The sequence below is a fragment of the Herbaspirillum sp. Her3 genome (assembly GCF_057961275.1).
In genome coordinates this window covers 1,091,657-1,110,609 of sequence record NZ_CM176328.1, presented here as the reverse complement: position 1 = coordinate 1,110,609, position 18,953 = coordinate 1,091,657, and the positions used below count along the sequence as shown (strand labels likewise).

Genomic DNA, 18,953 nt, shown 5'->3' with positions numbered 1-18,953 from the left:
TTTCTGCAGTACCGTTGCTGTGTTCCGGCAAGCATCTCGCTGATGCCCATGCCATCCGACACGAAGACCGTGCCCGTGGTACAGCTGCAGCAAGGATAGCTTGAACGAACCTCCAGTGACTTCACGATAGGAGTCTTGTATGAATCTGACCATCAGTGGACACCACCTCGAACTGACCCCCGCCATCCGGGAATACGTGCAAAGCAAGCTCTCGCGTATCAAGCGCCATTTCGACAACGTGATCGACGTCAGCGTGATCCTGAGCGTAGATAAACTCACAGAAAAGGAAAAGCGCCAAAAAGCGGAAATCAACGTCCACATCAAGGGGAAGGATCTACATGCAGAAAGCATTGCGCACGACCTCTATGCTGCCATTGACACGCTGATCGACAAGCTCGATCGCCAGGTCATCAAGCACAAGGACAAGTTGCAGGAACATCACTCCATGGCCAAGCGCCTGCCGGATGAAGCGCCGGCCGATGCGGTGGCCGGAGCGGCATAAGCCAAGGACACCATCGGCAAGCTGCCTCGCAGCCCACAGGGCTGCTGAGAACGCCAGCCGAATCTCATGAGGAAGGGGCGCGCAAGCGCCCTTTTTCATTGGTCGCGCTGTCAAGCGGCGACGCCTGTGGAAAAGATATAAAAGATAATCGCAGGCAACTTTTCCACAGCCACTGCCCCCCTGCAGCGAGCACTGATCCGCTGCCCCGCTTGAAGGCTTCTGCTGGCATCCTCATATCAGATCTCAGCGCTTGCATATCATATAAATTATTTCCTTTATGCAATTTTCCGCCGCATTGCGCAGACTGCCGGCGCGCAGTCGTTTTCAACGCGGCTGCCCGCTTTTCCCTATAATGTCGGCAATCCCATTTTTAAAGGCATAGCCATGAGCGACGTCCAATCCTGGATCAAAGAAACCGTGACCCAAAACCCTGTGGTGCTGTTCATGAAGGGCACTGCGCAATTCCCGCAATGCGGCTTTTCCGGCAAGGCCATCCAGTTGCTCAAAGCCAGCGGCGCCGAGAACATCGTCACCGTCAACGTGCTGGAAAGCCCGGACGTGCGCCAGGGCATCAAGGAATACTCGAACTGGCCGACCATTCCCCAGCTGTACGTGAAGGGCGAATTCATTGGCGGCTCCGACATCATGAGCGAGATGTATGCTTCGGGCGAACTGCAGACCCTGATCAAGGGCTGATTCCTTCCTGATCTGCATTCCTTCGTGAGTACTTCCTCCGGCCAGCCCCGCCAGCGCCTGATCGTTGCCATCACCGGCGCGACCGGCGCCATTTATGGCGTGCGGCTGCTGGAACACCTGCGCAAACATGGCCAGGTGGAAACGCACCTGATGGTCTCCGAAGCCGGCGTGCTCAATCTCCACCAGGAGCTGGACATGCGGCGCAAGGATGTCGAAGCCCTGGCCGATGTGGTACACAACGTGCGTGACGTGGGTGCCTGCATCGCCAGCGGTTCCTTTGCCTCCACCGGCATGGTGGTGGCGCCCTGTTCGATGAAGACGCTGGCGGCCGTGGCGCATGGCCTGTCCGACAACCTCATCACCCGCGCCGCCGATGTGGTGTTGAAGGAACGCCGGCGCCTGGTGCTGATGGTGCGCGAGACGCCCTTCAACCTGGCGCACCTGCGCAACATGACTGCCGTCACTGAAATGGGTGGCGTCATCTTCCCACCCCTGCCCGGCTTCTACCAGCGCCCCGCTTCCATGGAAGAGATGGTGGATCACACGCTGGGGCGCGTGCTGGACATGCTCGGCATCTCGATGCAGCTCACGCCCGAGTGGCAAGGCATGAAAGGTGGAGTGGACTGAAGTCCTCCAAGCCTAGCCAATCACTCCTCTGCCGCTACGGATTGCAAATATCTCAAATTGAGATATCATGCTTCCATGCGCGTCATCTCCAATAAAGCCCTGACCGATTTTGCCTTGCGCCATCCGCAAGCGGACACGCCCATGCAAGTGTGGCGGAAGATCATCGAGTCGCGCAGCTTCGATAATTTTGCTGAACTGAAGAAAGCCTTCAACGCCATCGACAAGGCAGGCGACTTCATCATCTTCGATGTGGGCGGCAACAAATTCCGGATCATTACCCTGGTGAACTTCAACAGCCAGAAACTCTACATCCGGGACGTTTTCACACACAGGGAGTACGACAAATGGAAGCCTTGATGGAAAAGCACGTGATGGACGACATCACCTCGCACTTTGCGGCATTGTCGTCTCACATCCCGCTGCGCCCGATCCGTACCGACGATGACTATGACCGCGCGGTGGCCACCCTGAACCAGTTGCTCGATGCCGGTGCCGCAGATGAACGCCATCCCCTGGCGGATCTGGTCGATACCCTCGGCAGCCTAATCGGCGAATACGATGACCAGCATTTTCCGCTGAAGCAGGTCTCTCCTGTGGAAGTCCTGCAGTTCCTGATGGAACAACATCAGCTGACGCAATCCGATTTGCCCGAGATCGGCTCGCAAGGTGTTGTCTCCGAAATCCTGCGCGGCAAGCGCGAGCTGAACCTGCGCCAGGTCAAGGCGCTGGCCGAGCGCTTCGGCGTGGGCCCTGCTGCATTCATCGGCTAGGCGGTTTCGGTTTTCCGTACTCCATGCATATGGCCGCAGCTCATCACTGCGGCCATTTCTTCATCTGTCAGTGGCCACTCGCCATCAACCACGCCCGATATAGGGCATCTTGGTCGCCATCACTGTCATGAACTGCACATTGGCTTCCAGCGGCAAGCTATCCATGTAGAGGATAGCCTTGGCCACGTGTTCCGCATCCATGGTCGGTTCGACCTTGGTGGAACCATCGGCCTGCAGCGTGCCCTTCTTCATCAGCGTGGTCATGTCGGTGGAGGCGTTGCCGATGTCGATCTGGCCGCAAGCGATGTCGTAGGCGCGGCCATCGAGGGACGTAGCCTTGGTCAGCCCGGTGATCGCATGCTTGGTCGCCGTATAGGAAGCCGAGAACGGACGCGGCGCATGCGCCGAGATGGAGCCGTTGTTGATGATGCGGCCCCCGCGCGGCGACTGATCCTTCATGATGCGGAAGGCTTCCTGCGTGCACAGGAAGACACCGGTCAGGTTGATGTCCACCGCCGCCTTCCACTGCTCCACGCTCAGCTCTTCCAGCGACACGGGCGGCGCGAAGATGCCGGCATTGTTGAAGAGCATGTCCAGCCGCCCGAAGCGCTCACGCGTCCTGGCGAAGAGCTGCTTCACCGACGCCGGATCGGTCACATCGGCAGCGACTACCAGCGCATTGGCACCGTGCTCGCCGGCCAGCCGGACGGTCTCTTCCAGCGCGTCCTGGCGGCGTCCGGCCAGGGCCACGCCATAGCCTTCGCGCAGCAGCGCCAGGGTGATCTGCCGGCCGATGCCGGAGCCTGCGCCGGTCACCAGCGCGATACGTCGGGGTGGTTTGGATGCAGCCATCGTGTGGTCTCCTCACTCTCTTTCATGGACGGGGTGCGCATCTCGGGCCGATAAAAAAACCGCCCGTGATGCAAGGGCGGTTTTCACTATAGCAAACACGGCGCACGGCCAGATGAGAGATTTTCAATCCCTCCCGCCACCGTTCATCTGTCGCCTTACACCGTCGTGGACAAGGGCTTGTTCGTATCGATGCCCAAGGCACGTGCGGCCTCATCCAATCGTGCGCGGTCACCGCCCCACACTTCGCACAAAGCCGTATAAGCAATCCAGCGCGCATCGACCTCGAAGAAGTCCCGCAGATTCACCCGCGTATCACTGCGCCCAAACCCGTCCGTACCCAGCGTCACATAAGCCGCAGGCACGAAGGCCCGAATGCTCTCCGGCAAGGTGCGGATGTAGTCGCTCACCGCGATGACCGGCGCATCGCTACCCTGCAACTGCTGCGTCACGTAAGGCTCCACCCCGGCCCCCGACAAGCGCTGCGCCCGCTGTGCAGCCACGCCATCGCGCGCCAGTTCGGTATAGCTGGTCACGCTCCACACCTCGGCCTCGATCTGCCAGTGCTGCTGCAGCAGCGCAGCCGCTGCCACCGCTTCCTTCAACATCGGACCGGAACCCAGCAGACGCGCCCGTGCACCCGGCTTGCGGCCCAGGCAGTACAGGCCGCGCAGGATGCCCTCCTGCACGCCGTCCGGCAAACTGGGCTGGACCTCGTTCTCGTTGGTGACGGTGAGGTAGTAGAACACGTCATCACCGCGCTCCATCATGCGGCGCATGCCCTCATCCAGAATCACCGCCAGTTCATAGGCGTAGGCCGGGTCATACGAGACGCAATTCGGAATCGATGCCGCCGTGACCAGGCTATTGCCATCCTGATGCTGCAGCCCCTCGCCACCCAGGGTCGTGCGCCCCGACGTGGCACCGATCAGGAAACCGCGCGCACGCTGGTCCGCCGCCGCCCAGATCAGGTCGCCGATGCGCTGGAAACCGAACATCGAGTAGTAGATGTAGAACGGCAGCATCGGCGTGCCATGCACCGAATAGGCGGTCGCCGCGGCCGTCCATGAGGAAATCGCACCGGCTTCGGTGATGCCCTCTTCCAGGATCTGCCCATCCCTGGCTTCACGATAGTAGAGGATGGAACCGATATCCTCGGGCTCATACAACTGCCCTTGCGACGAATAGATGCCGACCTGGCGGAACAGGTTGGCCATGCCGAAGGTGCGCGCCTCATCGGCCACGATGGGCACCACGTATTGGCCGAAATCCTTGTCCTTCAACAGATTGCCGAGCTGCCGCACCAGGGCCATGGTGGACGACATTTCCTTCCCATCGGCTTCCAGCGCGAACTTGCTGTGCGCTTCCAGCGCCGGCACGGCACGCTTGGCGGGCCCCACATGACGGCGCGGCAGATAACCGCCGAGGGCGGCGCGGCGCGCGTGCAGGTGCTTCATCTCGGGACTGTCATCGGCCGGCTTGTAGAAGGCCAGCTCACGGCATTGCGCATCGGTCAGCGGCAGCTTGAAGCGGTCGCGGAATTGCAGCAGGCTTTCCTCGTCGAGCTTCTTCTGCTGGTGCGTGGTCATCTTGCCTTCGCCCGCCGCACCCATGCCGTAGCCCTTCTTGGTCTGCGCCAGGATCACGGTCGGCTGGCCGCGATGCCTGGCCGCAGCCTGGTAGGCCGAGTAAATCTTTTTCATGTCGTGGCCGCCACGGCGCAGGCGATTGATTTCCTCATCGGTGAGGGTGGCGCCGATGGCGCGCGTGCCCGGGGTCTGGCCGAAGAAGTGCTGGCGGTTGAAGGCGCCATCGTTGGCGGCGAAGGTCTGCAATTGGCCGTCCACCGTGCGGTTCAGGGCATCGACCAGTTCGCCGTCCCTGTCGCGGGCAAACAGGCCATCCCAGTCCGAACCCCACAGCAGCTTGATGACGTTCCAGCCGGCACCGGCAAAGAGCGTTTCCAGCTCATCGACGATATGGCCATTGCCGCGCACCGGGCCATCCAGGCGCTGCAGGTTGCAGTTGACCACGAAGATGAGATTGTCCAGCTTCTCGCGCGAAGCCAGCGAGAGCGCAGCCAGCGATTCGGGCTCATCCATCTCGCCGTCGCCGAACACGCCCCAGACCTTGCGCCCCTGATCCTGCAACAGGCCGCGATGTTCCATGTAGCGCAGGAAGCGCGCCTGGTAGATCGCATTGATGGGGCCGATGCCCATGGAGCCGGTCGGGAACTGCCAGAACTGCGGCATCAGCCAGGGATGCGGATAGGACGACAGACCCTGGCGCCCGACACGCTTGGCATCGATCTCGCGCCGGTAGTAGGCAAGATCCTCTTCGGCGAGCGCACCTTCGAGGAAAGCCCGTGCATAGATGCCCGGCGCAGAGTGCGGCTGGAAATAGACGACATCGCCGGCGAACTGCGCATCGCGGGCGCGGAAGAAGTGGTTGAAGCCGACCTCGAACAGATCCGCCGCCGAGGCATAGCTGGCGATATGCCCGCCCAGTTCGCCATAGGCGCGGTTGGCGCGCACCACCATGGCCAGCGCATTCCAGCGCATGATGCTGGCGATGCGCTCTTCGATGGCCTGGGCATCCGACCCGCCTGGGAAAGGTGGTTCCTGTTCAGGCCGGATGGTATTGACGTAGGGCGTGTTGCGGGCATCGCGCCAGTTCACGCCCCATTGCTGGGCCGCCGCCGACAGCCGCGAGAGCAGGAAGCGCGCCCGTTCCGGGCCGGCCTCGGTCAGCACGCTCTGCAAGGCTTGCAGCCATTCCTGGGTTTCCTGGGCATCGATGTCGATATCGCGGGGGATATCGCTGTCGCTGGGGCGGGACATGTCCACGTCGTCTTCTCCTGTCTGAATGCGCCGGGCCGGGCGCATCGCTGCTCTATGCAAAGAGACAAAAAGCCGGTAAAACACAGGCCGCGCCATCCGTCTCCCAGCGCCCGACGCCTTTTCGGTCTTGTCGTTGTTGAGGGCTTCTGTGATGGAACCACCGGTCTACGATACGCCGGATGCTCCGGCATGAGTCACTTAAGATGGGAAGTTGCCGTACAATATTCAGCATCCAGTGCTGCAAAACTGAAACTGACAGAATTTAATTTCGATAATGGAACTAGATACCACCGATTTGCGCATCCTGAACATCCTGCAGGAGAACAGTTCGATCAGCAATCTGGAGCTGGCCAGCCGCATCAACCTCTCACCCTCGCCGACTTTGGCCCGTGTGAAGCGTCTGGAATCGGAAGGCATCATCTCGCGCTATGTGGCGCTGGCCGATCCGCATCTGCTGGGCCTGAAGGTGAACGTTTTTGTCAAAGTCATCCTGGAACGCCAGGGCGCCGAAGCGCTGGCCCAGTTCGAGACGGCGGTGAGCGCCTTCGATGAAGTCATGGAAGTCTACCTGATGACCGGCGACGAGGATTATTTGCTGCGCATCGTGGTGCCGGACCTGCTGACGCTGGAGCATTTCATCGTCGATCACCTCACCAAGATTCCCGGCATCAAGAACATCCGCTCCAGCTTTGCGTTGAAGCAAATCAAGTACAAGACCGCCCTGCCCACGCCCAAGATCAAGACCCGCCGGTGAGCGGCACTGCGCCATGAAAAAAAGGGCCGCGAGGCCCTTCGATGTTTCTGCGCAAAACAAGATTCAATGCGGATGTCCCGGCAAACCGGCCAGCCCCTCGCGCATCACTTCCTCAGCCAGCGGCGCAGCGGCTTCGCCGACGTTGCACCAGCGCTCCACCATCTCCACCACGCAACGTGCATAGTGCTCGCCGTCGACCGGCTTGGGCAGGTATTCGGTGGCACCCGCTGCCAGCGCCGCGCGCTCGCCCTCGGTATCGTAGGACGGAAAGACCACCACCGGCGCCTCGGCCAGATGCTTGCTGGCTCGCAACTCGCGCAGGAGCTCCAGTCCATCGCCGCATTCCATGTCGGACTCCAGCAGGATCAGGCTGGGCGCAGTGCCATCGTCCACGCGGCGACCATGCAGCAGGCAGCGGCGCGCCGTCTCCAGGTCCGGACAGGCACGGAAGAGGCAATGCAGACCCGCACGCCACAAGGCGAAGCGCGCCAGCTCGGCCGCTTCTTCGCTCGGGTCGATCATGATGATGCTGGGAAAACTCATGCTGCCTGGAAACATCCTGTAAGAGTGCACAAACCAGTGATGGCTACTGCAAACGTTTTACAGGACAGCCGCCGCGACCGGCATCGGGAAATTCCTGACAGCCGGTAACGCGCCTACACACGCGCCTGTTTCAATGGCAGGTAGATGTCGGTCAGCAACTCGCCAGGCGGGGTCGCCGGCAGCAGGTTGAGGTAGTGGAAGTAGAGCGGGAAATCCCGCAGTTCCTCGCCGCTCTCAGGCAGCCACTGGCGATACAACGGATAGATGCTCTCGCCCAGCCGCTCATGCGCCCCAGCATGGCGTACACGTGCACAGCGTCCGCCGGCAATGAGGTGTTCCACCACGCCTTGCGCGTTGTCTGGCAAGTCCCCTTCCAGCTCGCCGCAGATGCCGAAGCGAAACTGCTCCGGTGGCGTGGTATCGGGATTGTCCCAGGCCAGGCCGAAGGTACGGCAGCGCTCCACCGGCGACAGCCCGGACGCCGTGCGCCAGTCGATGAAGCGGGCCACGGTGGCGTTGAGCTGGTTGACGGGCCCGCGATGCGCCAGGAGGGCGATACGGATGGGTTCTACGTTCACGATGTCGACTTGCACGTCCACTTTCCTTTCAGGGATGCGGAATACGAAACGCTCGTTCCAGGCAGGCCAGTCCGGCGCGCGCCGGAACTGCGAAGGCGACTGGCCGAAGGCGCTCCTGAAGGCGCGCGTGAAGGATTCCGGATTTTCGAAACCGGCTTCGAGGGCGATGTCGATGATGCGTCGCTGCGGCTGGAACGCCAGTTGGAGGCTGGCATGCTTCAAGCGCATCAGCAGGATGTAGCGCGCCACCCCGACGCCGGTGAAATCGGCAAATTGCCGCTGGAAATGGAACCGCGAAAAATGCGCGACAGCCGCCAGCTGCTCCATCTCCAGCGGTGCGTGGAGATGCGCCTCGATGTGGTCGAGCACGCGCTCGAATCGGGCTTGATAGGCTTTTTTGCGGTCGTCGCTCATGGGCTCCTCGGTTCACGGGACGTACTGTGCAAGAAACGGCGGCACAAATCCTGACCGAAATTGCGCATCGTATTGCGAGAGACTGGCCGCCATGATCGCTGCCATGTTAAAACACCGGCTTTGCATCGATCCGAATTTCCTTCCATGTCTTCCCCCATTCTGCTGATGCTGGCCATCTGCGCCGTCTGGCTGCCCACCCTGCCGCTGGCGGGGCGGCTGTCCATTCCCGCCTGGCTGCCGCTGCTGGTGCTGGCCGTCGGTGCCGGTCTCTTCAATGGCCAACTCACTCTCATCGCCGCAGCAGGGCTCGCCTTGCTGGGGATGACAGCATGGGCCAGTACGCATGCGCCCAGCGCATGGCAACGTCATCTCCTGCTGAGTGTGACGCTGCTGCTCGCCCTGCTGCTGGCATTGCATCGCTGGCCGGGCTTCCACAATGTGCTGGTCGTCCCGGCAACGGCCATCACAGCCGATGCGCGGCCCTTCATGCTGTATGCCAATATCGACAAGGGAGCGGCCGGACTGCTGTTGCTGGCCCTGCTCGCGCCGCGCTGCCATGCGTGGAAGGAATGGTGCAGCGCCTTGTGCATGACTGTGCTGCCAGGCGCCCTCACCATCGCTTTGGTGATGGGCCTGGGCTGTCTCGCCGGAATGGTCAAGCCCGATCTGAAGTGGCCGGACTTCACTCCGGAGTTCCTGGCCATCAATCTGCTGTTGACGGTAGTGGCGGAAGAGGCCTTCTTCCGTGGTGTGATCCAGCATCGCCTGCAGGGCGCCTTGCAGAACCTGCACGGCGCAACGTCGCTGGCTGTGATCCTCTCGGCGCTGCTGTTCGCGGCGGCCCACCTGGGCGGCGGACTGGCCTATGCGGTACTGGCCGGCGTGGCCGGTCTCGGCTATGGCTGGGTGTTCCAGCGCACCGGGCGCATCGAAGCCGCGATCACCCTGCACGTCGTGCTTAATGCCGTGCACTTCCTCGGCTTCACCTATCCCGCGCTGGCCTGAAGCAGTCCGTCATCACGGGGCGATCCACTGCCCCTGCCACTGGCCCTGCTCACGCTCGAAGCGCGCGCGGCGATGCTGGCCCGGCGTCAGGTCCAGCATCTCGATGCGCTCCAGCACCACCTCCACCAGCGCAAAATTCTCGAAACCATCGCTGCTGCCCTGCTCCGGCACGCGGCCTTCTTCCGGTTGCGCCAGGCGCGTGCCGGGCGCATGCGGGGTCTTGTACAGGATCAACGTATGTGGCCGCGCACCCGACCACATGCCGCCAATGCGCGCCGCATCCTCCACCACGTTTGCCCTGCCGTTCAGGCGTAATTGCAGATGCCGGTCCAGGTCCAGCCCGAGCATGGCCACCCGATCATCGGCGCGGATCTCTGCCAGCTTGGGCGAGCGCAGATCGGTGTGGAAGCACAGCGCCTGCCGGGATTCATTCGCCTCGCGCAAGACGATGGAACGCAGCTGGGGCGTGCCATCCAGGCCGAGGGTGGCAAGTTGCCAGATGGTAAAAGGCGAGCGCACGGGACTGGCGCCACGGCGCAGCTCATCCCAGATCAGGGTGTGGAGTTGGGGCAAGTTCATGCCGCATTGTAGAGCCTGGTGTGGTCGTGCAGGAAAGCTTGCCGCAACGAATCCCGGTTCAATCGCGCGGCGACATGTTCATGTCAGGTCAACGTCAGTGCATTGTCAGAGCGCTGTGCCACCATGACGAAACAGCATCGTCCATCGAAGTCCAGAACGCAGCACCTTGCCCTCCCGCGCCACGGCGGGAACCCACGGAGGCTGGCATGAAACTCTACTGGTCGCTCAAGCAGATTCCCGAATTTTCCGGCCTTGACCGCAGGCAACGCCTGGCGCGATGGCAGGCTGTGTCTCTGCGCTTGCATCGTCACTGGCAAACCTGGCTTGGTCTCTTGGCCTGCGCCCTGCTATCGGCACTGGGACGCTCCTTGGGCCTGGGCTATCCCGGCACCATCGTGACCGCCCTGGCGGGCGCGCAATGCTATTGCCAGGCGTGCATCTACATCGCCCGCCGCCACTATCGGGATCTGCTGGCACGCGGCGGGAACAATGAAGTTGATGAGGGAACTGAGACCGAAGGTGCACACACCACCACCTCCCAATGACAACGCCCGCTTGCGCGGGCGTATCGGACCTTTGCTACGGCGCAGCTCAGAATGCGCCGACGTAATTTTCCGCCAGTGCGGTAGACAGTGCCCGCGAATTGACCACGTTCTCCAGCTCGGCGCGCTGGATCTGGCGCTGGAACGGCGAGGCATCCTCGAAGGTGTGCAACATGCTGGTCATCCACCAGGAGAAATACTCGGCGCGCCAGATGCGCTTCAAGGCTTGCTCGGTATAGGAAGCCAGTCCTTCCTCGCTGGACTTGCGATAGAACGCCTCAATGCCCTGCGCCAGCCGCTTGACGTCACCCACCGCCAGGTTCAGCCCCTTGGCGCCAGTCGGCGGCACGATGTGCGCAGCGTCGCCGGCCAGGAACAGGCGGCCGTGCTGCATCGGCGTGGAGACGAAACTGCGCATGCCGATGATGCCCTTCTGGAAGATCTTGCCTTCCTTGACGCGCCAGCCGTCACCGTTTTCCAGGCGGGTATGGAATTCATTCCAGATGCGGTCATCGCTCCAGTTGTCCACGCTGTCCTTGGGGTCGCACTGGAAGTACAGGCGCTGCACCGTCGGCGAGCGCGTGCTGACGAGCACGAAGCCACGGTCATGCTGGGCATAGATCAGTTCGTCCGAAGACGGCGGCGCTTCCACCAGCACACCGAACCAGCCGAAGGGATAGATGCGCTGGTAATCCTGGCGGCGGCTTTCCGGGATGGCGGGACGGGAGACGCCATGGAAACCGTCGCAGCCCGCGATGAAATCCGCCTCCAGCGTATGTTGCTCGCCCTCGTGCATGAAGCGCACGCGCGGCTTGTCGGTCTCGACGCCTTCGATGCTGGTGCCGCTGACACCAAACAGCAATTGCCCCTGCGCGGCCAGACGCGCGGCCACCAGATCCTTGATCACTTCATGCTGGGCATAGACGGTGATGGCCTGGCCGGTCAGTTCGGTCAGATCGATGCGATGGCGGCGGCCACCGAAGGCCAGTTCGATGCCGTGATGCAGCGCACCTTCGCGCTTCATGCGCTCGCCCACGCCGGTCTCGGTGAGGATGTCCATGGTGCCCTGCTCGAGCACGCCGGCACGGATGGTGGATTCGATTTCTTCGCGGCTGCGCGTTTCCAGCACGACCGATTCGATGCCCTTGAGGTGCAGCAGGTGGGACAGCAACAAACCGGCCGGGCCGGCGCCGATGATGGCAACTTGGGTACGCATGGTGGAGGTCTCCGTGTAAAGGTCGGACGCCCTTTCCCTTCTTTACGCACTGGTGCAAAAGTCCGGAAAAGGCGCAACGTCATCTGTTCTTGTTCTTCGTATGGCGAGAATCTTAGACGCCACCGGCTGAATTAAAAATGGATGATTCCGCCAAATACTTGTACTATTTTTACAGCGCCCGACAACATCGCCTCACCCCGCCGCACCGCATGGAGACCCGATGCCCTTGCCCCGCAACAAACCCCGCACCAGCGAGGTACCGCAATTCTCCTTGTATGGAGAGGCTTCCCGGCCGGAAGATGCCGAGTCCGTCCACATCGAACTGATCGAGACGCGCAGCCGCGTACACGACTGGCATATTGCACCGCACACACACACCGGTCTTTTTCAGGTACTTTTTTTAATGTCCGGCCACGTCAGCGCCTTGATGGAGGAAGAGGTATGGGAGGTCGACGGCCCGGTGGTCATCACCATCCATCCTTCGCTGGTGCATGGCTTCGATTTTTCGGAGAAGGCCGTCGGGTTCGTGCTGACGGTCGATCCGCACGTGGTGTTTTCGGCAGGCGGCGGCGAGGGACATGGCGAGTTGTTCTCGCCCCTGTTCCTGCGTCCGATGGCCATCGAACTGGGGCGCGTACCGGCATTGCGCGAACGCATGGAAACCCTGCTGCGCCTGCTCATCGCCGAATCGGAAGCGCCCCGCACCGGCCACACGCTGATGCTCGAATGGCTGGCGCGCAGCGTGATGCTGCTGCTGGTGCGGCTGGAAGCGGATCATCGGACAGCCGAACTGTCGGGGCGCGGCGACTTTGAATTGTTCAGCCGCTTTCGCGCGCTGGTGGAGCAGCATTTCAAGGAGCAGTGGCAGGTGACGGTGTATGCCGACCAGCTGCACATCACGCCCAGCCGCCTCAATCGCCTGTGCCTGAAACTGGCCGGCCATTCGGCCTTCGACCTGGCGCAGCAGCGGCTGATCCTGGAGGCGTGCCGCAAGCTGACCTATGTGCCTTCGGGCATCTCGACCATTGCCTACGAGCTGGGATTCCAGGACCCGGCCTATTTCAGCCGGCTCTTCAAGCGACACATGGGATTGACGCCCAAGGAATATCGCCGCACGCACGTGGAAGAATGACGCCCCCTCTGCCTGCACTTCTACCGTTCGGGCTGAGCAGGCCCGCAGGGCCGTATCGAAGCATCTCCTCTGGTGAGGGCGCCTTCGATACGCGGCAATGCCGCTACTCAGGACGAGCGGTGCGAGATGAATCTACGGAAAGGCGAAATGCATCACAGCAACGCCCCCAGCTCCACCTGGATCTTCAACATGGCCGGCAGGCAGCGCTCCACCATGTCTTCCAGTTTCATGCGGGCCGCATGCACGCTGATGTTCATCGCCGCCACCACCTCGCCACGGAAATTGCGCACCGGCACGGCCATGGTGCGCAAGCCCAGTTCCAGTTCCTGGTCCACCAGGGCGTAACCCTGCGCACGGGCGCGCGCGATTTCCAGCCCCAGCCGTTCGACGTCGGTGATGGTATGGGCGGTAATGGCTTCCGGCTGGGCGCGCGCCAGGATGGCATCGAGTTGCACCTGCGGCAGGTTGGCCAGCAGGATGCGGCCATTGGCGGTGCAATAAGCCGGCACCCGCGTGCCCGGCTGCAAGGTGGTCGAGACCAGTTGGCCCGCGCTCACCGCCGCCACACACACCAGCTGGTCATGATCGAGCACCCCGCAGGAGGCCGCCTCGCCCAGCGAGTAGGCCAGCCGGTACAAGAGCGGCTGCACGATGCGCGGCAGCCGCGCCGAATGCAGGTAGGACTGCCCCAGCCGCAATACCATGGGCGTGAGAGAAAAGGTCTTGTTGTCGTGCCGCATGTAGCCCAGGTGCGTGAGCGTGATCAGATAGCGGCGCGCGGCAGCGCGGGTCAGGCCGGTCAGTTGTGCCACCTCGGCGATGGTCAGGCGCGAACGCTCCTGGTCGAAGGCTTCGATGACCTGCAGGCCCTTTTCCAGCCCCGCCACCAGGTCACGTTTCAAGGGACCGTCCTCGCCCTCCCCCGGCTCTTCATCGATTTGCTCTTGCTGCATGCTCTCCCGCCCTGTGGATAAAACAAGCTGACACGCGCCGTTCTCCGTTCAATGCAGAAAATCGGCCATTTGTGCGATTCTCGCACAAAGCGGGCGCATGGCGCATATGCTGCGCTGCGTTGGCCTTGAGAGCCGGGGTCTGCTTGCCTACTATCTGTCCACACCCAAGCACGGCGCGCCAATCGCACATTCCGGCAGGCAAGGAATCCGAGGACGACGCCGCAATCACCACCGTCGACCTGAGGAGACCTCATGCAATTCGATGCCATCGAACCCGGTGTCTATCCGGAACTGATCTATCCCCCCTACAAGTCCACCGTCAAGCGCGGCCCCACGCAAGCGCCGCTGCGCGTGCGCGACGAGATCGCCACCGGCACCAACCTGTTCGCTTCGCCCAAGCTGATCCTGCCGCATGACATGGACCTGACCAAGCAGGGCAAGGGCGAGCCGCTGGGCGAGAAGATCGTCGTCACCGGCCGCGTGCTGGACGAAGACGGCAAGCCGGTGCGCAACTCCCTGCTGGAAGTCTGGCAATGCAATGCTGCGGGCCGCTACTTCCACAAGAAGGACCAGCACGATGCGCCGCTGGACCCCAACTTCACCGGCTTTGGCAAGATGCTCACCGATGACAATGGCCGTTATCGCTTCGTCTCCATCAAGCCCGGCCCGTATCCCTGGGGCAACCACCACAAGGCCTGGCGTCCGGCGCACATCCACTTCTCGCTGTTCGGCAATGTCTATGCACAGCGCCTGGTAACGCAGATGTACTTCCCCAACGACCCGCTGTTCGCCTACGACCCGATCTTCCAGAGCATCCCTGATGAAGCCGCGCGCCAGCGCCTGATCTCGCGCTTCTCGATGGAAGAGACGGTGGACGACAAGATGCTGGGCTATGAATTCGATATCGTCCTGCGCGGCCGCAACGCCACGCCCATGGGCATCTGAGAACGAGGCAGGAGACCACATGAGCAACATCACCACTTCGCAAACCATCGGCCCCTTCCCGCACGAAGCCTGGGCCTGGGCCGTGGAACTGACGTCCCGCGTGGACAGCAGCGCACCGCAGGTCAAGATCAGCGGCGCCATCTTCGACGGTGACGGCGTACCCATCAACGACGCCTGGGCCGAAGCCTGGGTGCCTGGCAGTGTGGCGGCAGAAGCTTCACATGCCATTCCCGGATATCGCCGCGTACCCACCAATGAAGAGGGCGGCTTCACTTTTTCGCTGTCCCTGCCGCAAGCGCCCGCCGGCAAGCCGGTCGCCTACGTAACCGTGTTTGCGCGCGGCCTGATCAAGCACCAGTTCACGGCCATCTTCCTGGAAGACGACCCGGCGCTGGCGCAATCGGCCCTCTTGGAACAGGTCCCGGCCAACCGCCGCGACACCCTGATCGCACGCAAGCAGCCTGACGGCAGCTATCAGTGGAACATCCACATGCAAGGCGCGCGCGAGACGGTATTCTTCGACTACACCTGAACGCCCGTTCCGGCGTGACGACACTGAGGGATCCGCAGGCACCAGGGCCTGTTCACCTTCAATCTGCGAGTGCGAGAGGGCGCCAAGCGTTGACTGCCTAGGCGCGGCGACGCGCCGTGGTGGTGCTACGGCAAGGAGCTGCAACAACGGCAGGCGACGCTTGGCGGCCTCTCCCGGAGGGTTGCCCCCAGAAGGCGCGCTGGCCGCGTTGCACGTCAGGGCTGGTGGAACCACCACCAGCCCTGACGCGCGCCTTGCCAGCACGCCTTCTGGGGGCAACGCATCTCGCAGATTGAAGGTGAACAGGCCCTAGCCTGCCGGATCCCGCTTGCGTTGGATCACGCCGCAAGGGCAAGCACTGGAGACTTCATGAGCGTTTCGATCTTCGACAGCTTCCTCACCACTTCCGAGATGATTGCGGTGTTCGATGACCAGGCGGTGGTGCAAGCCATGCTGCGCTTCGAACAAGTCCTGGCCGAAGCCGAAGCCGCCGAGGGCATCATCCCTGACGCCGCCGCACGCGCCATTGCCAGCGTCTGCCGCGCCCAGCTCTACGACATCCATGCGCTCATCGTCGCCGGCCGCCGCGCCGGCGCCCTGGCCATTCCGCTGGTCAAGGAATTGCAGCGCACCGTCGCGCTCTACAGCGAAGAAGCCGCCACCCACGTGCACTGGGGCAGTACCAGCCAGGACGTGCTGGATACGGCCATGGTGCTGGTCACGCGCGAAGCGCTGCGGCTGGTGGATGGCGAACTGGATCAACTCTCGCGCCGCCTGCTGGAACTGGCGCAATCCCATCTCGACACCCCGGTACTGGCGCGCACCCTGATGCAACCGGCGCAGGTCACCAGCCTGGGCTTGAAGTTTTGCAACTGGGCCGCGCCCCTGCTGCGTTCGCGCGCGCAATTGCAGGCGCTGGCCGAACGTGCCTTGCAGCTGCAACTGGGTGGCGCAGTCGGCACGCTGGCCGTGCTGGGCCAGAAGGGGCCTGCCGTGGCCGCCCGCATGGCCGCTGCGCTGGAACTGAAGACACCGGATGCGGCCTGGCATACCCAGCGTGACGAATGGATTCGTCTGGGCACCGAGATGGCCGTGCTGGCGGGCAGCCTGGGCAAGATCGCCACCGATCTGTCGCTGATGGCGCAAGGTGAAATCGCCGAACTGGCCGAGCCCTCCGGCAGTGGCCGTGGCGGTTCCTCGGCGATGCCGCACAAGCGCAATCCGGTCTCTTCGATGATCGCCCTGGCAGCGGCGGCACGCGCACCGCAGCAGGCAGCGGCCTTGCTGGGGGCGATGTCGCAGCAGCATGAACGCGGCCTGGGCAACTGGCAGGCCGAACTGGCCGAATGGCCGGCGCTGTTCCTGGGGGTACATGGCGCGCTGCGTGCGCTCAACGATGCCTTTGCCGGCCTGGTCATCGATGAGGCGCGCATGTTGCGCAACATCGATGCCTTGCAGGGCCTGGTCTTTGCGGAACCTGCTTCCATCGCCCTGGCTGGCGTGATCGGCCGCCCGCGTGCGCACAGCCTGCTGGAGCAATTGACGCGCAAGGCCGTGGCCGATGGCGCGCAGCTGGTGGACGTGCTGGTCGAGGCGGTGCAGGCCGATGCGCAGTTGCGCAAGGAAATCGACCTTGACATGTTGCGCGGCCTGTTCGATCCGGTGCAGGCCACGCGTCCTGCCCGCCGCATCGCTGAAGGGCAGCTTGAACATTTGCGCGCGATGCTGGCGCGTTAAACCACTTACCCGCTGAGATCTCCACCTCCAACAACCACATCGAGACAGAAGAGAACCCACCATGAGCTACGATCCGCTGGACCATGATTTCGAACGCGGCATGCGCAATCGCCGCAGCGTGCTGGGCGACCAATGGGTTGACCGTTCGGTGGCCAATGCCACCAATTTCAATGCCGACTTCCAGAACCTGATCACCCGTTTTGCCTGGAACGAGATCTGGGGCCGTCCCGGCCTGGACCACAAGACCCGCCGCATCATCGTGCTGGCCATCACCATCGCGCTGGGCCGCTGGGAAGAATTCGAACTGCACGTGCGCGCGGGGCTGACCGGTGATCCGGCCACACGCCTGACGCCGGACGAGATGAAGGAAGTCATGATCCAGGCGTCGGTCTATGCGGGTGTGCCGGCTGGCAATACCGCCTTTACGCATGCGCAGAAGATCTTGCGGGAAGTGGGTGAGCAGATCGGTTATGCGGTGGTGCCGCAGTCGCCCTCGGCGAGCGTGCATCCGGGGGTGGGGCGCGAGGGCCGTACGGCTTCTTCACCGGCGCTGCATTACACGCTGCGCGAGCCGCGCAATGGCAAGGCGCCGCGTCATACGGTGGTGTTGTCGCATGCGTTGGGGACGGACCTGATGATGTGGGATGGGCTGGCCAATCTGCTGGCGGCCGATTGCCGGGTGATTGCTTACGATCATCGCGGGCATGGCAGTTCGGAGAAGCTTGACGGGCTCTACAGCATGGCTGATCTGGCTGATGATGCGGCGCGTTTGTTGCGTGAGCTTGATAGCGGTCCGGTGGTGTGGGTGGGGTTGTCGATGGGGGGGATGGTGGGGCAGGAGCTGGCGTTGCGGCATCCTGGTCTGGTGCGTGCCCTGGTGCTGGCCAATACCACTTCGGCTTATCCTGATGCGGCGCGGGAGGCCTGGCAGCAGCGGATTGTGACCGTTCGTGCCCAGGGGATCGAGGCGATTGCGGATGCGGTGATGGGGCGGTATTTCCATGAGGGATTCCGGTCTTCTCAGGCAGCTACCGTGGCGCGTTATCGGCATCGGCTGGTGACTACCGATGCTGTGGGGTATGTGGGGTGCTGTCATGCTGTCGGGACCGTGGATACTGCTGCTCGCCTTGGTTCTATCCGCGTGCCGACGCTGGTGATTGCCGGGGAGTTGGATCAGGGGACGCCTGTTGCCATGGCTCAGGCTCTTGTTGATGGTATTTCTGGCGCCCGGTTGGAAGTCATTGGCCAGGCGTCCCATATCAGTGCTGTTGAGCAGCCTGCTGTGTTTGCTGAACTGGTTTGTGGGTTTATTGACGGGCTTTGATGGTTTTACGTTCTGGCGTAGTCTGCACGGGCTGCTTTCCTACGCTCTAGCTTAATTCTTATCATTCTCCGGTCGGGAGAACGCGCCGGGAGCAGCCCGGCAGCCGCTCACTTTTCTTGTCTCGCCAAGAAAAGTAAGCAAAAGAAGGCGACCGCAGCTGCGCCGCCGCTTCAGAACCCAACAAAACGGATCAGAAAAATAGTCGGAGCGAAGCGACTCTATTCTTCCCACTTTTCGCTCCGCTGCGGCGGGGACCCTCCGAAGGAGGGCTGGCTCTCTGGGGTCGCCTTCTTTTGCTTACTTTTCTTGGCGAGACAAGAAAAGTGAGCGGCTGCCGGGCCGCTCCCGGCGCGTTCTCCCGACCGGAGAGAGAAAATAATTAAGCTAGAGCGCAGGAAAGCAATCCGTGCAGACT

At 62.4% G+C, this 18,953-nt stretch carries 20 protein-coding genes; 13 read left to right on the top strand and 7 right to left on the bottom strand.

What is annotated here, in order from left to right:
• Nucleotides 1-139 precede the first annotated feature (139 nt).
• The 5 genes from hpf (at nt 140) to ACVC5H_RS05075 (ending at nt 2,595) form a co-directional block, all read left to right on the top strand.
• A complete protein-coding gene (hpf, locus tag ACVC5H_RS05095) occupies nt 140-502 on the top strand; it encodes a ribosome hibernation-promoting factor, HPF/YfiA family (RefSeq protein WP_489621301.1) in 363 nt (120 codons plus the stop codon).
• 384 nt (nt 503-886) lie between these two features.
• Nucleotides 887-1,198, top strand: a complete 312-nt coding sequence (gene grxD, locus ACVC5H_RS05090; protein ID WP_017452551.1) for a Grx4 family monothiol glutaredoxin — start codon at nt 887-889, stop codon at nt 1,196-1,198.
• Between the two features lie 24 nt (nt 1,199-1,222).
• Nucleotides 1,223-1,825 (top strand): UbiX family flavin prenyltransferase, encoded by a 603-nt coding sequence (locus tag ACVC5H_RS05085; RefSeq protein ID WP_489621300.1) that lies wholly within the window; start codon nt 1,223-1,225, stop codon nt 1,823-1,825.
• A gap of 75 nt (nt 1,826-1,900) precedes the next feature.
• Nucleotides 1,901-2,182, top strand: coding sequence for a type II toxin-antitoxin system HigB family toxin (locus ACVC5H_RS05080; protein WP_489621299.1), 282 nt, complete (start codon nt 1,901-1,903; stop codon nt 2,180-2,182).
• Nucleotides 2,170-2,595, top strand: a complete 426-nt coding sequence (locus ACVC5H_RS05075; RefSeq protein ID WP_489621298.1) for a helix-turn-helix domain-containing protein — start codon at nt 2,170-2,172, stop codon at nt 2,593-2,595. Before ACVC5H_RS05080 ends, ACVC5H_RS05075 begins: the two co-directional genes overlap by 13 nt.
• An 84-nt stretch (nt 2,596-2,679) precedes the next feature.
• On the opposite strand, the gene ACVC5H_RS05070 is transcribed toward ACVC5H_RS05075, so the two are convergent.
• Nucleotides 2,680-3,447 carry an SDR family oxidoreductase gene (locus ACVC5H_RS05070; RefSeq protein WP_489621297.1) on the bottom strand — a complete coding sequence of 256 codons (768 nt, stop codon included), beginning with the start codon at nt 3,445-3,447 and terminating at the stop codon, nt 2,680-2,682.
• A gap of 155 nt (nt 3,448-3,602) precedes the next feature.
• The gene (gene mdeB / locus ACVC5H_RS05065) at nt 3,603-6,284 is read right to left on the bottom strand and encodes an alpha-ketoglutarate dehydrogenase (protein ID WP_489621296.1); all 2,682 of its coding nucleotides are present in this window, start codon (nt 6,282-6,284) and stop codon (nt 3,603-3,605) included.
• A gap of 274 nt (nt 6,285-6,558) precedes the next feature.
• Here mdeB and ACVC5H_RS05060 point away from each other — a divergent pair, with 274 nt between their 5' ends.
• The gene (locus ACVC5H_RS05060) at nt 6,559-7,038 is read left to right on the top strand and encodes an Lrp/AsnC family transcriptional regulator (protein ID WP_013235910.1); all 480 of its coding nucleotides are present in this window, start codon (nt 6,559-6,561) and stop codon (nt 7,036-7,038) included.
• A gap of 63 nt (nt 7,039-7,101) precedes the next feature.
• Here the strand turns inward: ACVC5H_RS05060 and ACVC5H_RS05055 are convergent, their stop codons facing one another.
• On the bottom strand, nt 7,102-7,581 hold the full coding sequence (locus ACVC5H_RS05055; RefSeq protein WP_489621295.1) for a response regulator: 480 nt from the start codon (nt 7,579-7,581) through the stop codon (nt 7,102-7,104).
• A 113-nt stretch (nt 7,582-7,694) separates the two neighbouring features.
• Nucleotides 7,695-8,573 (bottom strand): AraC family transcriptional regulator, encoded by an 879-nt coding sequence (locus ACVC5H_RS05050; protein WP_489621294.1) that lies wholly within the window; start codon nt 8,571-8,573, stop codon nt 7,695-7,697.
• Between the two features lie 144 nt (nt 8,574-8,717).
• Here ACVC5H_RS05050 and ACVC5H_RS05045 point away from each other — a divergent pair, with 144 nt between their 5' ends.
• Nucleotides 8,718-9,578 (top strand): CPBP family intramembrane glutamic endopeptidase, encoded by an 861-nt coding sequence (locus ACVC5H_RS05045; protein WP_489621293.1) that lies wholly within the window; start codon nt 8,718-8,720, stop codon nt 9,576-9,578.
• Between the two features lie 12 nt (nt 9,579-9,590).
• Here the strand turns inward: ACVC5H_RS05045 and ACVC5H_RS05040 are convergent, their stop codons facing one another.
• Nucleotides 9,591-10,157, bottom strand: coding sequence for a pyridoxamine 5'-phosphate oxidase family protein (locus tag ACVC5H_RS05040; protein WP_489621292.1), 567 nt, complete (start codon nt 10,155-10,157; stop codon nt 9,591-9,593).
• A gap of 206 nt (nt 10,158-10,363) precedes the next feature.
• On the opposite strand from ACVC5H_RS05040, the gene ACVC5H_RS05035 reads away from it, so the two are divergent.
• Nucleotides 10,364-10,702 (top strand): hypothetical protein, encoded by a 339-nt coding sequence (locus ACVC5H_RS05035; RefSeq protein ID WP_489621291.1) that lies wholly within the window; start codon nt 10,364-10,366, stop codon nt 10,700-10,702.
• 46 nt (nt 10,703-10,748) lie between these two features.
• Here the strand turns inward: ACVC5H_RS05035 and ACVC5H_RS05030 are convergent, their stop codons facing one another.
• A complete protein-coding gene (locus ACVC5H_RS05030; protein WP_489621290.1) occupies nt 10,749-11,915 on the bottom strand; it encodes a 4-hydroxybenzoate 3-monooxygenase in 1,167 nt (388 codons plus the stop codon).
• 220 nt (nt 11,916-12,135) lie between these two features.
• Here ACVC5H_RS05030 and ACVC5H_RS05025 point away from each other — a divergent pair, with 220 nt between their 5' ends.
• Nucleotides 12,136-13,047, top strand: coding sequence for a helix-turn-helix domain-containing protein (locus ACVC5H_RS05025; RefSeq protein ID WP_489621289.1), 912 nt, complete (start codon nt 12,136-12,138; stop codon nt 13,045-13,047).
• Nucleotides 13,048-13,199: 152 nt separating this feature from the next.
• Here the strand turns inward: ACVC5H_RS05025 and ACVC5H_RS05020 are convergent, their stop codons facing one another.
• A complete protein-coding gene (locus ACVC5H_RS05020; RefSeq protein ID WP_489621288.1) occupies nt 13,200-14,000 on the bottom strand; it encodes an IclR family transcriptional regulator domain-containing protein in 801 nt (266 codons plus the stop codon).
• A 252-nt stretch (nt 14,001-14,252) separates the two neighbouring features.
• Here ACVC5H_RS05020 and pcaH point away from each other — a divergent pair, with 252 nt between their 5' ends.
• The 4 genes from pcaH (at nt 14,253) to pcaCD (ending at nt 18,538) form a co-directional block, all read left to right on the top strand.
• On the top strand, nt 14,253-14,945 hold the full coding sequence (pcaH, locus tag ACVC5H_RS05015) for a protocatechuate 3,4-dioxygenase subunit beta (RefSeq protein WP_489621287.1): 693 nt from the start codon (nt 14,253-14,255) through the stop codon (nt 14,943-14,945).
• A 19-nt stretch (nt 14,946-14,964) separates the two neighbouring features.
• Entirely contained in the window at nt 14,965-15,477 is a 513-nt protein-coding gene (locus ACVC5H_RS05010) for a peptidase associated/transthyretin-like domain-containing protein (protein ID WP_489621286.1), read from the top strand.
• A gap of 369 nt (nt 15,478-15,846) precedes the next feature.
• A complete protein-coding gene (pcaB, locus tag ACVC5H_RS05005) occupies nt 15,847-17,214 on the top strand; it encodes a 3-carboxy-cis,cis-muconate cycloisomerase (RefSeq protein WP_489621285.1) in 1,368 nt (455 codons plus the stop codon).
• A gap of 61 nt (nt 17,215-17,275) precedes the next feature.
• The gene (gene pcaCD, locus ACVC5H_RS05000) at nt 17,276-18,538 is read left to right on the top strand and encodes a bifunctional 4-carboxymuconolactone decarboxylase/3-oxoadipate enol-lactonase PcaCD (RefSeq protein ID WP_489621284.1); all 1,263 of its coding nucleotides are present in this window, start codon (nt 17,276-17,278) and stop codon (nt 18,536-18,538) included.
• Nucleotides 18,539-18,953: the final 415 nt, after the last annotated feature.

Bases quoted from the DNA above. Each gene is read 5' to 3' on its own strand.
- hpf (WP_489621301.1), top strand. From the start codon at position 140: ATGAATCTGACCATCAGTGGACACCACCTCGAACTGACCCCCGCCATC.
- grxD (WP_017452551.1), top strand. From the start codon at position 887: ATGAGCGACGTCCAATCCTGGATCAAAGAAACCGTGACCCAAAACCCT.
- ACVC5H_RS05080 (WP_489621299.1), top strand. From the start codon at position 1,901: ATGCGCGTCATCTCCAATAAAGCCCTGACCGATTTTGCCTTGCGCCAT.
- ACVC5H_RS05075 (WP_489621298.1), top strand. From the start codon at position 2,170: ATGGAAGCCTTGATGGAAAAGCACGTGATGGACGACATCACCTCGCAC.
- ACVC5H_RS05070 (WP_489621297.1), bottom strand. From the start codon at position 3,447: ATGGCTGCATCCAAACCACCCCGACGTATCGCGCTGGTGACCGGCGCA.
- mdeB (WP_489621296.1), bottom strand. From the start codon at position 6,284: ATGTCCCGCCCCAGCGACAGCGATATCCCCCGCGATATCGACATCGAT.
- ACVC5H_RS05060 (WP_013235910.1), top strand. From the start codon at position 6,559: ATGGAACTAGATACCACCGATTTGCGCATCCTGAACATCCTGCAGGAG.
- ACVC5H_RS05055 (WP_489621295.1), bottom strand. From the start codon at position 7,581: ATGAGTTTTCCCAGCATCATCATGATCGACCCGAGCGAAGAAGCGGCC.
- ACVC5H_RS05050 (WP_489621294.1), bottom strand. From the start codon at position 8,573: ATGAGCGACGACCGCAAAAAAGCCTATCAAGCCCGATTCGAGCGCGTG.
- ACVC5H_RS05045 (WP_489621293.1), top strand. From the start codon at position 8,718: ATGTCTTCCCCCATTCTGCTGATGCTGGCCATCTGCGCCGTCTGGCTG.
- ACVC5H_RS05040 (WP_489621292.1), bottom strand. From the start codon at position 10,157: ATGAACTTGCCCCAACTCCACACCCTGATCTGGGATGAGCTGCGCCGT.
- ACVC5H_RS05035 (WP_489621291.1), top strand. From the start codon at position 10,364: ATGAAACTCTACTGGTCGCTCAAGCAGATTCCCGAATTTTCCGGCCTT.
- ACVC5H_RS05030 (WP_489621290.1), bottom strand. From the start codon at position 11,915: ATGCGTACCCAAGTTGCCATCATCGGCGCCGGCCCGGCCGGTTTGTTG.
- ACVC5H_RS05025 (WP_489621289.1), top strand. From the start codon at position 12,136: ATGCCCTTGCCCCGCAACAAACCCCGCACCAGCGAGGTACCGCAATTC.
- ACVC5H_RS05020 (WP_489621288.1), bottom strand. From the start codon at position 14,000: ATGCAGCAAGAGCAAATCGATGAAGAGCCGGGGGAGGGCGAGGACGGT.
- pcaH (WP_489621287.1), top strand. From the start codon at position 14,253: ATGCAATTCGATGCCATCGAACCCGGTGTCTATCCGGAACTGATCTAT.
- ACVC5H_RS05010 (WP_489621286.1), top strand. From the start codon at position 14,965: ATGAGCAACATCACCACTTCGCAAACCATCGGCCCCTTCCCGCACGAA.
- pcaB (WP_489621285.1), top strand. From the start codon at position 15,847: ATGAGCGTTTCGATCTTCGACAGCTTCCTCACCACTTCCGAGATGATT.
- pcaCD (WP_489621284.1), top strand. From the start codon at position 17,276: ATGAGCTACGATCCGCTGGACCATGATTTCGAACGCGGCATGCGCAAT.